This is a genomic window from Ruegeria sp. BF12 (assembly GCF_056538705.1).
The window spans coordinates 257,725-269,770 of sequence record NZ_JBQFTP010000004.1 but is presented as its reverse complement, the minus strand read 5'-3'; the positions used below and the strand labels follow the sequence as shown (position 1 = coordinate 269,770).

Here is a 12,046-nt window from a genome sequence, read left to right as displayed (position 1 = left end):
TACCGCTGTGAGTTTCTGAATCTGTTTTCCGGTCTAACCCGGCGCAGGTTACCAATGCCTTTATGGCCGCCTTATTGCGCGGCCTGCTGGTAAGCCAATGGCAGGCGGACGCGGAACGCCGCGCCACCCTGACCGGGCAGGTAACTGATCTCGCCGCCCAGACGCTGCATGATCTCTCGGCAGATCGCCAGTCCCAACCCGGCGCCGCCTGCCTTGTCCACGCCAACGCGGGCAAATTTCTCGAACACCATCGACTGCGCTTCGGGCGGGATGCCACTACCATTGTCAGCAAAGTCGATAACGACCTGCCCACCAACGTCATGGGCTGAAATGGTCAAGACCGGGTCATCCGCATCGCAGTATTTCTGTGCGTTCGAAATCAGGTTGATGAAAACCTGCCCCAGCCGATCAAGGTCGGTGTGCAGTGGGATCCGCTCTGACGATCTTGACCGCTGAACCTTTAACGCCGGTCGCGATCCGGCCAGCGCGCTGGACACTGCCCGATCCAGAACCGAGTACAGCGTATCCCCGCCCACATTCAGGCTGACCCGCCCGCTTTCCAGCACACTCAGGTCCAGAAGATCGTCCAGCAATCGCGTCAGCCGCAACGCCTCATCATGGATGATCGCAGCATAGCGTGTCTGTTCCTCGGTGCTCAGCCCATCGGTGTCGCGCATGATTTCAGAAAACGCGCGGATCGACGTCATGGGCGTACGCAATTCATGGCTGACCTGGCTGAGGAAGCTGTCTTTTTGCTCGGAAATTTGTGTGAGTTTGGTGTTGGCCTCGCGCAGTTGCCTCGCGGTGCGGCTAAGTTCAGCGGATTTGACTTCAAGCTGGCTGGAGTACTCCAACAGTTGCGCTGACTCGTCCGCCACGGCCAAAAGATCCTCGACCGAGACCGATGAACCGCCGACGATCTGCCCGATCATCGCATGAGCCGTCGCAGCCCCGACCGAACCGCTGAGCTCGCGCTCCAGACGTTCCAGAAAACCCGGCGTTGGCTCGGGCAGGCTTGCCCTGCCGCCCTGCGCCTTGGCCTCAGCCTGAAAAAATTCCTGTGCCGGACCCGCGCCCAGAATTCGCTGGGTCATGATCATGAGGTCTTCGCTTTGCGCCACGGACCCCGTCCAGCCCCGCGGCGCGACCGAGTGGTCGTAAACGTTGACGAATTGCGCGCCTTGCAGTCGTTCCAGCGGGCTGGGAAAGCTCAGCAGGGAAGCGGCGCAGAATGCAAATGTGTTCAGGGTCAGCGACCACATGACCGTGTGGACCATCGGGTCCATGCCGTCGATCCCAAATAGGGCCTGAGGGCGCAACCAACTCCAACCGAATGGCCCATTTTGCAGGACCGTTTCGGGCATTAGGGCGCCGCCCATCCCCGGCAGCAGCAGCGTGTAGATCCACAGAAGGAACCCAACTGTCAGCCCAACCAGCGCGCCGGTTCGCGTAGCCCCGCGCCAGAAAAGGCCACCCACCAGCGCCGGCAGAATCTGGGCAATCCCCGCAAAGGCCACCAGCCCGATTGATGCCAGAGCGGCGCCGCCGCCGGACAAACGGTAATAGAAGAAGCCCAGTGCCATGATGACCGCGATGGATACACGTCGCGCAACCAGCACGACGTTGCGCACATCCCCGGACACCGAGCCGGAACCTTCCTGTGTGCTCAGCCAGATTGGCATGACCAGATGGTTCGACACCATGGTCGACAGCGCCATCGCCGTCACGATGACCATGGAGGTTGCCGAAGAGAACCCCCCGATAAATGAGAACATCGCCAGCCAGTCATTACCCTGTGACAAGGGCACGGTCAGAACAAACAGGTCCGGGTTCGACCCCTCCGGCATCAAATCCAGCCCTACAACGGCAATGGGAATGACGAACAGGCTCATCAGCAGCAGGTAAAGTGGAAAAGCCCAGGCCGCAGTTCTCAGATGCCCTTCATCAGCGTTCTCAACTACCATCACCTGAAACATGCGCGGCAAACAGATGAAAGCAGCGGCAGACAGAAAGATGAATGTTGTCCAGCGCCCGCCATCCACGTTCCACTGTCCGATCTCGGACGCATCGATACGATCCATCATCGGGCCGACGCCACCCGCGATACCCCATACGACGAATATCCCGACTGCGAGCAGAGCGAAGAGTTTTACGACCGATTCCAGTGCGATTGCCGTTACCACCCCGTGGTGGCGTTCGTTCGCGTCCAGATTTCGGGTCCCAAAAAGAATCGCGAACACCGCGAGCCCGGCGGCCACCCAGAACACGCTGGATCCTTCACGGTACAAACCGGATGGATCAGCCTCGGCAAAAATGGAAAAAGACAGGGTTATGGATTGCAACTGCAGTGCGATGTAGGGCGTCCCGCCCAACACAGCTAAAATCGTCACACAGATCGCCAGCGTATTGGACTTGCCGTAACGCGATGAGATCAGGTCAGCGATGGAGGTCACGCGCTGGCTGCGCCCGACCCGCACCAGCTTGCGCAGACCCCACCACCAGCTGAGCATGACCAGCGTAGGCCCGAGGTAAATCGTGACAAACTCCAACCCTGACCGCGCCGCATTGCCGACCGCGCCGTAAAACGTCCAAGCGGTGCAATAGATTGATAGCGATAGTGTGTAGATCAACGGAGACCGCAGCCAAGCCCCCCTGCCAGCTGCCGCCATCCGGTCGGCTGCAAAGGCCACGCCGAACAACAGTACGACATAGCCAAGGCAAACGAGAATCAGAACATTCAGCGTGGCCATCGATCCGACTCCGGCTCGGAATCGTCATTTGCTGCCATGCGTCTGGCGGCAAAGCCAAAGATCAGGCTGATCACAATCAGCAAAGCCCAACTGGAAAAAATGTACAGAATGGCCGAAGACAAAGGCACGCCGTCACCAGTCGAACTCTGACTGGGCCATAGCAACGGCAGCGCGATCAAAGCCGCCCCAAGAATTGGCAACAGCCGCGCGGCATCCGTCAACCTGCGACGGCGATAGCTGTGACGCTCAAGAAAAAGCGAAGGCCGTGCCCCTTTGGGCTGTCGATCTTCGCCCAGGCTCATGACCGCGTCGCCTGCGCATGCAGGTCACGCACAGCCGTCAGCACTTCGGCATTGGAAAAGGGTTTGGTCATAAAGCGGCTGACCCCAGCATTTTCAGCCATTTCCCGATCACGCGATTGCCCTCGGGCCGTCAGCATCAGAACCGGCAAACCCTGCAGGTCTTCTATCTCGCGCAGATCACGCAAAATCTCCATGCCGCTTTTCCCCGGCAGCATAACATCCAGAATAACCAGATCAGGGTTCGCACCCTGAATGACCTGAATCGCATCCGAACCTTCGGCATGCGTTTCCACCAGCCAACCTTCGCGCGTCAGCAAAAAACGAATAGCTTCGGCGATGTTGGGCTCGTCCTCAATTAACAGAACCTTACGGCTCATATGTTCCATCCCTCCCCGTGACGTGTTCTGTTCGTGAACCCGTCGGCGTCAGCTTACGCGCTCTGTCAGGAAACTGTCAAAAACCTTCGCTCAGAATCGACGGCTCTCGGCGCGACTTGCAGTCGCCATTGGGGCAGACCCGACAGCTTGGGCCAACCCTTGTGGCGAATTGCGCGTCCTGTCCCCCTTCTTCCACCGCCCGAACCAGCATGACCGATTGGTAAACCGGCGCATCGTCATACGCGGACACCGCCTGAGGCCAGGCATAGGCGTAGCAATCAAATTCGGCTGCGGTTCGCCCCAGCTGCACGACACGTTTGCGGATCGGAACCAATGGCCTGCTGAGCGCCTGAAACAACGGCCACAGCGGGCATGCTTCGCCAAATCTGGGCATGGCGAACCCCGGAACGGGCTTGCTGAACAGAATACTTCCGGACGCGTCACAAACCACCAGCCCTGTTGGCCGTCCCAGATATCCTTCGGGCAGCGCGGCCAACCGCCGAAGCACCGTAGCAACATCAACCGAAAACCGAGCTGCCAACCGTAACGGGTCTGGCTCAGCCTCGGTCAGAGCAGTCTGAACTTCGGCCAAGGGCATCGCCCGTGCATCGGCCGCGTAGACATCCAGAAAACTCTTGGTCACAGTTCTTGCTGCAGTTGATTCCAGTTTGCTCAGATCGATATCCGAGCTTGTTCCACCTTCCTCGATCCGAGGGAAATGGTGGCCGTTGGCATCGAAGAACGCCTCAACGTCCTCGCTAGGCACCCCGCGACGGTCTTCGGCAGATTCGGAATCGTCCAGATACGCCACCAATGACTTGGAGCTGTCCGCCAGCCGCTCTGCATCCTGATGCAAGTTGCGGTGGAAACGGTCCTGCCATACGGGCTCGATCTCCTGCGTCTCGGCCAAAATCGCCGCCGTTGAACGAATCGCGGCAGCGGTTGACAGGACCTCATGCATGGACGCGGCCAGGTGCGGGTCGTGGGTCAAACGGTCCGACAAAGTTTCGACAGTGCGCTCCAGCGACACGACTCGCCGGTGCATCTGAGCAAGCACACCTGCCCAACCCGGGAACCGCCCTGCGAATTCCTCGAGCCCGTCAACCTCGGCCTTCTGCCCTACGGCATCTGCTGCGGCTTCGCGCAATGCCGAGATCAGCGTCGCCTCGATCCCCTGCGTCAGCAGCGAAGGCTCAACAGCTAAGGCATTGGCGATATCGACCAGCAGCTTACCCCCGATCCGTCGGCGGTTGTGTTCGATGAGGTTCAGATAAGACGCTGAAATTCCAACCTGCCGCGCAAGCGCGGCCTGACGCAGACCCGCGATCTGGCGTCGCTCACGAATACGGCTGCCCGTCAGCGTATCGCGCATGATCTCGCGCCCATGTTACCCCCACCTTTTCAGAACTCCCTATAGATTTCTAACGCTTAACAGCCAGTTTTCATAGTCTGTTTACAGGCTTCACAAATGTGCCCTCAAGTTCACCTGACATCGCGAACACCCAATTGACTGCCGCACGACCAAAATTGCACCAGCCCCCTTCTATTTTCCCCGAAATCCCGGCACGATACCCAGATGAGCGATCCAGCTTTTGAATATGCCCCCATCGGATTGGTCGAGTTGGAAAACCGCATCATCCGACGTTGCAATCTGCAATTCGCACGCACCTTTGGCGGCGAAGAAGCAGAGTATCGCAATATGCCTCTGCTGCACCTCTACCCGTCGGTCGCAGATTGGGAACGCATTGGTGCCCGCAGCCTGCAAGTGATGCGCGACACCGGGTATTATACCGACGAGCGTGTTATGCGCAGACGCAACGGCGATCTGTTCTGGTGCCGGGCACGCGGGCGATCCCTGACCCCGGATGACCCGTTCCGCCATGGAATCTGGAGCTTTTCTGACATCTCGGAGGAACGCCCCCTCGTCGAGCTGACGGCTCGTGAACGCGAAGTCGCCATAATGTCCTGCCGGGGCATGTCCGCTAAGGAAATCGGAGTGGAACTGGGGCTGAGCTATCGCACAATCGAAGCCTACCGCGCCCGCTTGCTGGAGAAGTTTGGCGCACGTAAACTACCGGAACTGGTGGCAAAACTCTCGGGAATGCCGCTCTAAACGCCTTTCCCTCTCAAAAACTTGGGTAAAACCCCTATCTGACAAGCCGAGACGCGCTTTTCATGACAAGGCGCATGGCTTATAACGCTGCGTAATCAGACCAAAAGCCCGCATGAAATAGACGGGCCAAAGGGGAACCGTCGAGGACACTCATGACAGACACCAAACACGAAGCGGATGTGGCATTCATCAAGGCTCTGGCCGAATTGCTGCGCGAGAACGACCTGACCGAACTGCAGGTCAAGCGTGAATATGGCGAGGAAGACAGCTTGAACGTGCGCGTAAGCCGCATGTCGCAGGTTGCGCCCGCTCCGGTTCAGGTGGCCGTTCCGGCCGCAGCACCGGCACTCGCGGCCGCCCCTGTCGCCGCAGCCGCTGCCCCTGCCGAGGCTCCAGCCGCGCAGGAAGACCCGGCCAGCCATCCCGGCGCCGTTACTTCGCCCATGGTTGGCACCGTCTACATGCAGCCCGAACCGGGCGCGCCTGCGTTCATCAGCGTCGGGGCATCTGTGTCCGAAGGCGACACACTGCTGATCGTCGAGGCGATGAAAACCATGAACCACATCCACGCGCCCAAGTCGGGTACCATCAAGCGCATTTTGGTGGGTGACGGCGACGCTGTGGAATTCGGCACCCCTCTGGTCATCGTTGAGTAAGGCGGGCCCATGTTCGACAAGATCCTGATTGCCAACCGAGGCGAGATCGCCCTGCGCGTCATCCGCGCCGCGCGCGAGATGGGGATTGCGACGGTCGCCGTGCACTCCACCGCCGACAGCGACGCGATGCATGTGCGTATGGCGGACGAATCGGTCTGTATTGGCCCTCCGCCCAGCCCGCAAAGCTATCTGTCCGTGCCCGCGATCATTTCGGCCTGTGAAATTACCGGCGCGCAGGCGATCCACCCCGGCTATGGCTTCCTTTCCGAGAATGCCGAATTCGTGCAGATCGTCGAAGATCACGGCATCACCTTCATCGGCCCCACCGCTGAACACATCCGTGTTATGGGCGACAAGATCACCGCCAAAGATACGATGAAACAACTGGGCGTACCTTGCGTTCCGGGTTCTGATGGCGGTGTCCCCGATCTGGCCACGGCCAAGAAAATCGGTGAGGAATTCGGCTATCCCGTCATCATCAAAGCCACTGCCGGTGGCGGCGGTCGCGGTATGAAAGTCGCGAAAAACGCTGATGAGATGGAAAGCGCCTTCATGACCGCGCGCGCCGAAGGCAAGGCCGCCTTTGGCAATGACGAGGTGTATATCGAAAAGTACCTGACCACGCCGCGCCACATTGAGATCCAGGTCTTCGGCGACGGCAAAGGCAAGGCGGTTCATCTGGGTGAGCGCGATTGCTCGCTGCAGCGCCGCCACCAGAAGGTATTCGAAGAGGCACCCGGCCCCTGCATCACCCCCGAGGAACGCGCCAGGATCGGTAAGATCTGCGCCGACGCCGTGGCCAAGATCAACTATATCGGCGCGGGCACGATCGAGTTCCTGTACGAAAATGGCGAGTTCTATTTCATCGAAATGAACACCCGCCTGCAGGTAGAGCATCCGGTGACCGAAGGTATTTTCGGCGTCGATCTGGTGCGCGAGCAAATTCGCGTCGCCGCTGGCGAGCCGATGTCGTTCGGTCAGGACGATCTGGTAATCAATGGCCACGCCATCGAGGTCCGGATCAATGCTGAAAAGCTGCCGAATTTCTCACCCTGCCCGGGCAAGATTTCAGCATATCACGCGCCCGGCGGTCTGGGCGTGCGGATGGATTCGGCACTGTACGACGGATACTCGATTCCGCCCTACTACGACTCGCTGATTGCCAAACTGATCGTTCAAGGTCGCGACCGGGATGAGGCTTTGGCCCGCTTGAATCGTGCGTTGGGAGAGCTGATCGTGGACGGCATCGATACCACCGTGCCCCTGTTCCACGCGCTGCTACAAGAGCCCGATATTCACAGCGGTGATTATAACATCCACTGGCTGGAACACTGGCTTGCGGCGAATATGGCCCAATAAATCTTTGGGACCAGAGGGCGTTGGCATTCTGGTCCCATGGTGCCCCGCATGAGCCTGACCCCAGAACTATTGCTGCACGGCTATTCGATCGGCATCTTCCCGATGGCCGAGCACCGCGACGATCCTGAACTGTTCTGGGTCGATCCCAAGTTTCGCGGCGTCTTTCCCCTTTATGGCTTCCACATCTCGCGCAGCCTTGCGCGGCGTATCCGAAATTGCGGCTTTGCCATTACCATAAATCACGACTTTTCCGGGGTGGTCGAGGGCTGCGCTGATCGCGCCGACACCTGGATCAACGCCGAGCTACGTGGATTGTACCAGCAACTCCACCAAACTGGCCGCGCCCATTCATTGGAAATTTGGGACGGAGAGGCCCTGGTCGGTGGTGTTTACGGCGTCGCGTTGGGTGGGGCGTTTTTTGGAGAAAGCATGTTTTCACGCCGAACGGATGCCTCAAAAATCGCATTGGCCTATCTGGTGGACCGCCTGCGTCAAACCGGGTTTCGGTTGTTCGACACCCAATTTCTGACCGCTCATCTTGCTTCGTTGGGGGCAATCGAAATACCCCGAACGCAATACCGGCAGGAACTTGAAGAGGCACTTGATGCCAGCGCAGACTTTACGGCAGACGTGAATCAGTCGCCCGAAGGCGTAATACAACGGATCACCCAGACGTCGTAACGCGCATGGTCCAGCGCGTTAAGGGCCGGTGAAGTCGCAATCATCCAGCCGTCAAACAGTTGATCCGTCTTACCTTCTTCCCAAATAGTCAGGTACGCAAAGGCGTCCCCGGTCGGGTTATCCGCTGGGTAACGGCAATCGCCCAATGCAACATCCAAACCAAAAATAGCTTGGGTCTGGCCGTTTTGCATTTCAACGTCGACCGTCTGTCCGCTGACCTTGTCCAGCCCGCGCAGCATTGCGCCGGGACCGGACGTGGCCTTTTGCTGGGCCGTAGCCGCCGTGGCGGTCAGCAGTGCTGCGATCATGGCAAGCCGCTTCATTCGCTTCCGTCTCCGGCCACGAATTTCACCAGCAGGGAAATCAGACTGACCGCGCCCTGCGTGTCTTCGACCTGATCACCCGCTTCGAAATAGAACGGCGAACCGCCCGGCATAACCTCGACAAAGTTGCCGCCCAGCAGCCCTTCGGATGAGATCACAATCGCGCTGTCATCAGGCACCAGAATTCCATCTGAGATCGTGAATGTAGTGTCGGCGCGATAGGTTTCGGGGTTCAGGGTAACGCCCGTTACGGTGCCAATCTTGACGCCTGCAAGGCGCACATCGGTGCCCACTCCCACCCCTTCCAAGGATCGGAATGAGGCACCCAGTTCATAGCCATTGCTGCTTTGCGAAAGGCCGGTAGACTGACTGGCATAGACGCCGAAGGCGATCGCACAAGCCAGAACGGCCCCGCCGACCAGAACTTCGGTTGCATTGTAGGTCGACATTGCGCGCCTCGTGTTATTCCGGGCTCCAGGCTTCATAGTCTGTACGCTCGACCGGGTCCGGGCGGCGCAGAGATCCCGCAGGCGCATAGGCCAGCGCGGTGCCTGTCAGGTTTTCCTGATGTTTTTTTTCCCAGGATTTATGTTTTAGCGGTTTGTCCGTCGGCGGCTCATCCCAGGTGCGGTGAAGCCAGCCGTGCCAGTCCGGGTCAATCCGGCTTGCCTCGGCCTCGCCGTTGAAAATCACCCAGCGCTTGCTGTCGTCGGCATTGCGATAGAACACGTTGCCTTCGTCGTCCTCGCCGACCTTAATGCCCTTACGGGCAGTATAAATCTGCGTGTTCAGGGTGGCTCCGTTCCACCAGGTCACGGCCCGCAAAAGACTGTTCAGGATTCCCATCGGTTGCCTCCGGCATTTCTGTACACGCAGATATGGACCAAAGGCACGCCAAGGTCCAGTGTCACAAGGACCGCACCCCTTATTCTGGCAGAAAGGCGGTAACTTCGATTTCGATCCGGTATTTCGGGTCGATCAACCCGCATTCGATCATTGTTGTTACCGGCGGGTTGGCCCCGAAGGTTTCACGCAGGATCGGCCAGCAGGGTTCAAACTCGAACCGATCCGGCAGCATATAGGTTACACGCACCACATCGGCAAAGCTGGCACCTGCTTCGGCCAAGGCCTTTTCGATTGTGCTTAATGCTGATCGGCATTGTTCGGTGACATCATCACCCTGACCAACCGTACCGGCGACGTGGACCCAGCCCCCGGCGACAACGGCGCGGCAATAACCAATCTTAGCTTCAAATTCACCGCCGGACGAAATGCGTTTGATCGTCATGCTATCCCCCATAAGAAAACGGCGCGGTCAGTGCCGCGCCGTATTTTTGATTTCCGTTTGGCTTTAACCGGCCGAAGCTGATTCCGCCGCATCGGCGTAAATGATCAGAGGTTGCTTGTCCGACGACACTGCCTCTTCGTTCACCACAACCTCGGTCACGTTTTTCATTCCCGGCAGTTCGAACATCGTGTCCAGCAGGATATCTTCGAGGATCGAACGCAGACCCCGCGCGCCGGTTTTCCGTTCGATAGCCTTCTTGGCAATCGATTTCAGCGCATCGTCGGTAAAGGCCAGCTCAGCGTCTTCCAGTTCGAACAGGCGCTGGTACTGCTTGACCAAAGCATTCTTGGGCTTGGTCAGGATGGTGACCAAAGCATCCTCATCCAGATCCTCCAGCGTCGCCAGGACAGGCAAACGGCCAACGAATTCCGGGATCAGACCGAATTTCAGCAAGTCTTCGGGTTCCAGGTCCTTAAAGATCTCACCCACGCCACGCTCATCATTGTCACGCACATCGGCACCAAAGCCCATGGCCGAGCCCTTTCCACGCTGAGCGATGATCTTATCCAGACCCGCAAAAGCTCCGCCACAGATGAACAGGATGTTGGTGGTGTCGACCTGCAGGAATTCCTGCTGCGGGTGCTTGCGACCACCCTGAGGCGGAACGCTGGCGACAGTGCCTTCCATCAGTTTCAACAACGCCTGCTGCACACCCTCGCCCGATACGTCACGTGTGATCGACGGGTTCTCGGACTTACGCGTGATCTTGTCGACCTCGTCGATATAAACGATGCCGCGCTGCGCGCGTTCCACATTGTATTCGCTGGCCTGCAAAAGTTTCAGGATGATGTTCTCGACATCCTCGCCCACATAACCGGCCTCGGTCAGTGTGGTCGCATCCGCCATGGTGAACGGCACATCCAGAATCCGCGCCAGCGTCTGCGCCAGCAGCGTCTTGCCGCAACCGGTCGGACCGATCAGCAGGATGTTGGACTTCGCCAGTTCAATATCGCTGCCCGCCTTCTGTGCGTGGTTCAGACGCTTGTAGTGGTTGTGCACCGCGACCGACAGGACCCGCTTGGCGGTGGCCTGACCGATGACGTAGTCATCCAGCACTTCGCAAATATCTTTGGGCGTAGGCACACCGTCACTGGACTTCAAGCCGCTGGCCTTCGTCTCTTCACGGATGATGTCCATACACAGTTCGACACATTCATCGCAGATGAAAACGGTCGGGCCGGCGATCAGCTTGCGCACCTCATGCTGGCTCTTGCCGCAGAAGCTGCAGTAGAGCGTGTTTTTGCCGTCACCGCCTGAATTCGTCGCCATGTTCTACCTTTCGGGCTTCATCCCTGCGGCCCCTGTCGGGCCGCGATTGCCGCATGTGATTGCAGCTTAGGCCACCACCGGGGCGGCTACAATCTCAAAAATGTTCCCCACGCCCAAGACGTGGGGACTTATTCTCAGGCCTCGTCGCCATCCATTTTGGCGCGATTTTCGACGATTTCGTCGATATGACCCCATTCTTTCGCTTCTTCCGGGCTCATGAAATTGTCACGATCCAGCGCTTTTTCAACCGCCTTTTTCGTCTGGCCGGTATGACGCACGTAAATGTCATACAGGCGATCCTTGAGTTTCTGCGTTTCGGCCGCGTGAATCATAATGTCGCTGGCCTGACCCTGATATCCGCCGCTGGGCTGATGGACCATGATCCGGCTGTTGGGCAGCGAAAAGCGCATTCCCTTCTCACCACCAGCCAGCAGAACCGATCCCATCGAGGCTGCTTGACCGATTACCAATGTCGAACATTTCGGCTTGATATACTGCATTGTATCGTAAATCGACAAACCGCTGGTCACGACGCCGCCAGGCGAGTTGATGTAGATCGAGATTTCTTTGCTCGGATTCTCCGCTTCCAGGTGCAGCAACTGCGCCACGACCAGATGGCTCATCCCATCGTGGATCGGACCGTTGATGAAAATGATCCGCTCTTTCAGAAGGCGCGAGAAAATGTCGTATGCCCGCTCACCCCGGCTGGTCTGTTCGACGACCATGGGAACGAGCGTATTCATATAGGTATCAACGGGATCGAACATGAGAACCTGCCTGTTTTGCTGTGGATCGGGACACTACCCGAAGAAACGTTACCCGAGTCTTAGTGTCGCCACGGGGGGGCTGCAAGGGGGGCAGGATAGAT

Annotated in this window: 14 protein-coding genes; 4 read left to right on the top strand and 10 right to left on the bottom strand. The window is 58.4% G+C overall.

The window, feature by feature from the left end:
- Window positions 1–71: 71 nt before the first annotated feature.
- The 4 genes from ACR0J0_RS09655 to ACR0J0_RS09640 all read right to left on the bottom strand — a co-directional run bounded on the left by ACR0J0_RS09655 (window position 72) and on the right by ACR0J0_RS09640 (window position 4,801).
- Window positions 72–2,750 carry an ATP-binding protein gene (locus ACR0J0_RS09655; protein WP_480663357.1) on the bottom strand — a complete coding sequence of 893 codons (2,679 nt, stop codon included), beginning with the start codon at window positions 2,748–2,750 and terminating at the stop codon, window positions 72–74.
- Window positions 2,738–3,052, bottom strand: coding sequence for a hypothetical protein (locus ACR0J0_RS09650; RefSeq protein ID WP_480663355.1), 315 nt, complete (start codon window positions 3,050–3,052; stop codon window positions 2,738–2,740). Before ACR0J0_RS09650 ends, ACR0J0_RS09655 begins: the two co-directional genes overlap by 13 nt.
- Window positions 3,049–3,429 carry a response regulator transcription factor gene (locus ACR0J0_RS09645; protein ID WP_480663353.1) on the bottom strand — a complete coding sequence of 127 codons (381 nt, stop codon included), beginning with the start codon at window positions 3,427–3,429 and terminating at the stop codon, window positions 3,049–3,051. The genes ACR0J0_RS09650 and ACR0J0_RS09645 overlap by 4 nt, the downstream gene beginning before the upstream one ends.
- A gap of 76 nt (window positions 3,430–3,505) precedes the next feature.
- Window positions 3,506–4,801: a helix-turn-helix domain-containing protein gene (locus ACR0J0_RS09640; RefSeq protein WP_480663351.1), complete on the bottom strand. Its 1,296-nt coding sequence runs from the start codon at window positions 4,799–4,801 to the stop codon at window positions 3,506–3,508.
- Window positions 4,802–5,005: 204 nt separating this feature from the next.
- Here ACR0J0_RS09640 and ACR0J0_RS09635 point away from each other — a divergent pair, with 204 nt between their 5' ends.
- The 4 genes from ACR0J0_RS09635 (at window position 5,006) to aat (ending at window position 8,238) form a co-directional block, all read left to right on the top strand.
- Window positions 5,006–5,542: a LuxR C-terminal-related transcriptional regulator gene (locus ACR0J0_RS09635; protein ID WP_480663349.1), complete on the top strand. Its 537-nt coding sequence runs from the start codon at window positions 5,006–5,008 to the stop codon at window positions 5,540–5,542.
- Between the two features lie 152 nt (window positions 5,543–5,694).
- Entirely contained in the window at window positions 5,695–6,198 is a 504-nt protein-coding gene (gene accB / locus ACR0J0_RS09630; RefSeq protein WP_480663347.1) for an acetyl-CoA carboxylase biotin carboxyl carrier protein, read from the top strand.
- 9 nt (window positions 6,199–6,207) lie between these two features.
- Window positions 6,208–7,557 (top strand): acetyl-CoA carboxylase biotin carboxylase subunit, encoded by a 1,350-nt coding sequence (gene accC / locus ACR0J0_RS09625; RefSeq protein ID WP_480663345.1) that lies wholly within the window; start codon window positions 6,208–6,210, stop codon window positions 7,555–7,557.
- A 48-nt stretch (window positions 7,558–7,605) separates the two neighbouring features.
- The gene (gene aat / locus ACR0J0_RS09620) at window positions 7,606–8,238 is read left to right on the top strand and encodes a leucyl/phenylalanyl-tRNA--protein transferase (protein ID WP_480663343.1); all 633 of its coding nucleotides are present in this window, start codon (window positions 7,606–7,608) and stop codon (window positions 8,236–8,238) included.
- Here the strand turns inward: aat and ACR0J0_RS09615 are convergent.
- The 6 genes from ACR0J0_RS09615 to ACR0J0_RS09590 form a co-directional block, all read right to left on the bottom strand.
- A complete protein-coding gene (locus ACR0J0_RS09615) occupies window positions 8,193–8,561 on the bottom strand; it encodes a DUF2155 domain-containing protein (RefSeq protein ID WP_480663341.1) in 369 nt (122 codons plus the stop codon). The genes aat and ACR0J0_RS09615 overlap by 46 nt on opposite strands.
- Complete coding sequence (gene mlaD / locus ACR0J0_RS09610) at window positions 8,558–9,010, bottom strand: outer membrane lipid asymmetry maintenance protein MlaD (protein WP_480663339.1); 453 nt, start codon at window positions 9,008–9,010, stop codon at window positions 8,558–8,560. Before mlaD ends, ACR0J0_RS09615 begins: the two co-directional genes overlap by 4 nt.
- A gap of 13 nt (window positions 9,011–9,023) precedes the next feature.
- Window positions 9,024–9,407: an NADH:ubiquinone oxidoreductase subunit NDUFA12 gene (locus ACR0J0_RS09605; RefSeq protein WP_480663337.1), complete on the bottom strand. Its 384-nt coding sequence runs from the start codon at window positions 9,405–9,407 to the stop codon at window positions 9,024–9,026.
- 79 nt (window positions 9,408–9,486) lie between these two features.
- Complete coding sequence (locus tag ACR0J0_RS09600; protein WP_480663335.1) at window positions 9,487–9,849, bottom strand: RidA family protein; 363 nt, start codon at window positions 9,847–9,849, stop codon at window positions 9,487–9,489.
- A 63-nt stretch (window positions 9,850–9,912) separates the two neighbouring features.
- A complete protein-coding gene (clpX, locus tag ACR0J0_RS09595) occupies window positions 9,913–11,178 on the bottom strand; it encodes an ATP-dependent Clp protease ATP-binding subunit ClpX (protein WP_058282413.1) in 1,266 nt (421 codons plus the stop codon).
- A 134-nt stretch (window positions 11,179–11,312) separates the two neighbouring features.
- Window positions 11,313–11,945, bottom strand: a complete 633-nt coding sequence (locus ACR0J0_RS09590; protein ID WP_480428421.1) for an ATP-dependent Clp protease proteolytic subunit — start codon at window positions 11,943–11,945, stop codon at window positions 11,313–11,315.
- Window positions 11,946–12,046: the final 101 nt, after the last annotated feature.

What these genes read in the sequence shown, in the direction of transcription:
- ACR0J0_RS09655 (WP_480663357.1), bottom strand. Translation starts at nt 2,750, where the DNA reads ATGGCCACGCTGAATGTTCTGATTCTCGTTTGCCTTGGCTATGTCGTA.
- ACR0J0_RS09650 (WP_480663355.1), bottom strand. Translation starts at nt 3,052, where the DNA reads ATGAGCCTGGGCGAAGATCGACAGCCCAAAGGGGCACGGCCTTCGCTT.
- ACR0J0_RS09645 (WP_480663353.1), bottom strand. Translation starts at nt 3,429, where the DNA reads ATGAGCCGTAAGGTTCTGTTAATTGAGGACGAGCCCAACATCGCCGAA.
- ACR0J0_RS09640 (WP_480663351.1), bottom strand. Translation starts at nt 4,801, where the DNA reads ATGCGCGATACGCTGACGGGCAGCCGTATTCGTGAGCGACGCCAGATC.
- ACR0J0_RS09635 (WP_480663349.1), top strand. Translation starts at nt 5,006, where the DNA reads ATGAGCGATCCAGCTTTTGAATATGCCCCCATCGGATTGGTCGAGTTG.
- accB (WP_480663347.1), top strand. Translation starts at nt 5,695, where the DNA reads ATGACAGACACCAAACACGAAGCGGATGTGGCATTCATCAAGGCTCTG.
- accC (WP_480663345.1), top strand. Translation starts at nt 6,208, where the DNA reads ATGTTCGACAAGATCCTGATTGCCAACCGAGGCGAGATCGCCCTGCGC.
- aat (WP_480663343.1), top strand. Translation starts at nt 7,606, where the DNA reads ATGAGCCTGACCCCAGAACTATTGCTGCACGGCTATTCGATCGGCATC.
- ACR0J0_RS09615 (WP_480663341.1), bottom strand. Translation starts at nt 8,561, where the DNA reads ATGAAGCGGCTTGCCATGATCGCAGCACTGCTGACCGCCACGGCGGCT.
- mlaD (WP_480663339.1), bottom strand. Translation starts at nt 9,010, where the DNA reads ATGTCGACCTACAATGCAACCGAAGTTCTGGTCGGCGGGGCCGTTCTG.
- ACR0J0_RS09605 (WP_480663337.1), bottom strand. Translation starts at nt 9,407, where the DNA reads ATGGGAATCCTGAACAGTCTTTTGCGGGCCGTGACCTGGTGGAACGGA.
- ACR0J0_RS09600 (WP_480663335.1), bottom strand. Translation starts at nt 9,849, where the DNA reads ATGACGATCAAACGCATTTCGTCCGGCGGTGAATTTGAAGCTAAGATT.
- clpX (WP_058282413.1), bottom strand. Translation starts at nt 11,178, where the DNA reads ATGGCGACGAATTCAGGCGGTGACGGCAAAAACACGCTCTACTGCAGC.
- ACR0J0_RS09590 (WP_480428421.1), bottom strand. Translation starts at nt 11,945, where the DNA reads ATGTTCGATCCCGTTGATACCTATATGAATACGCTCGTTCCCATGGTC.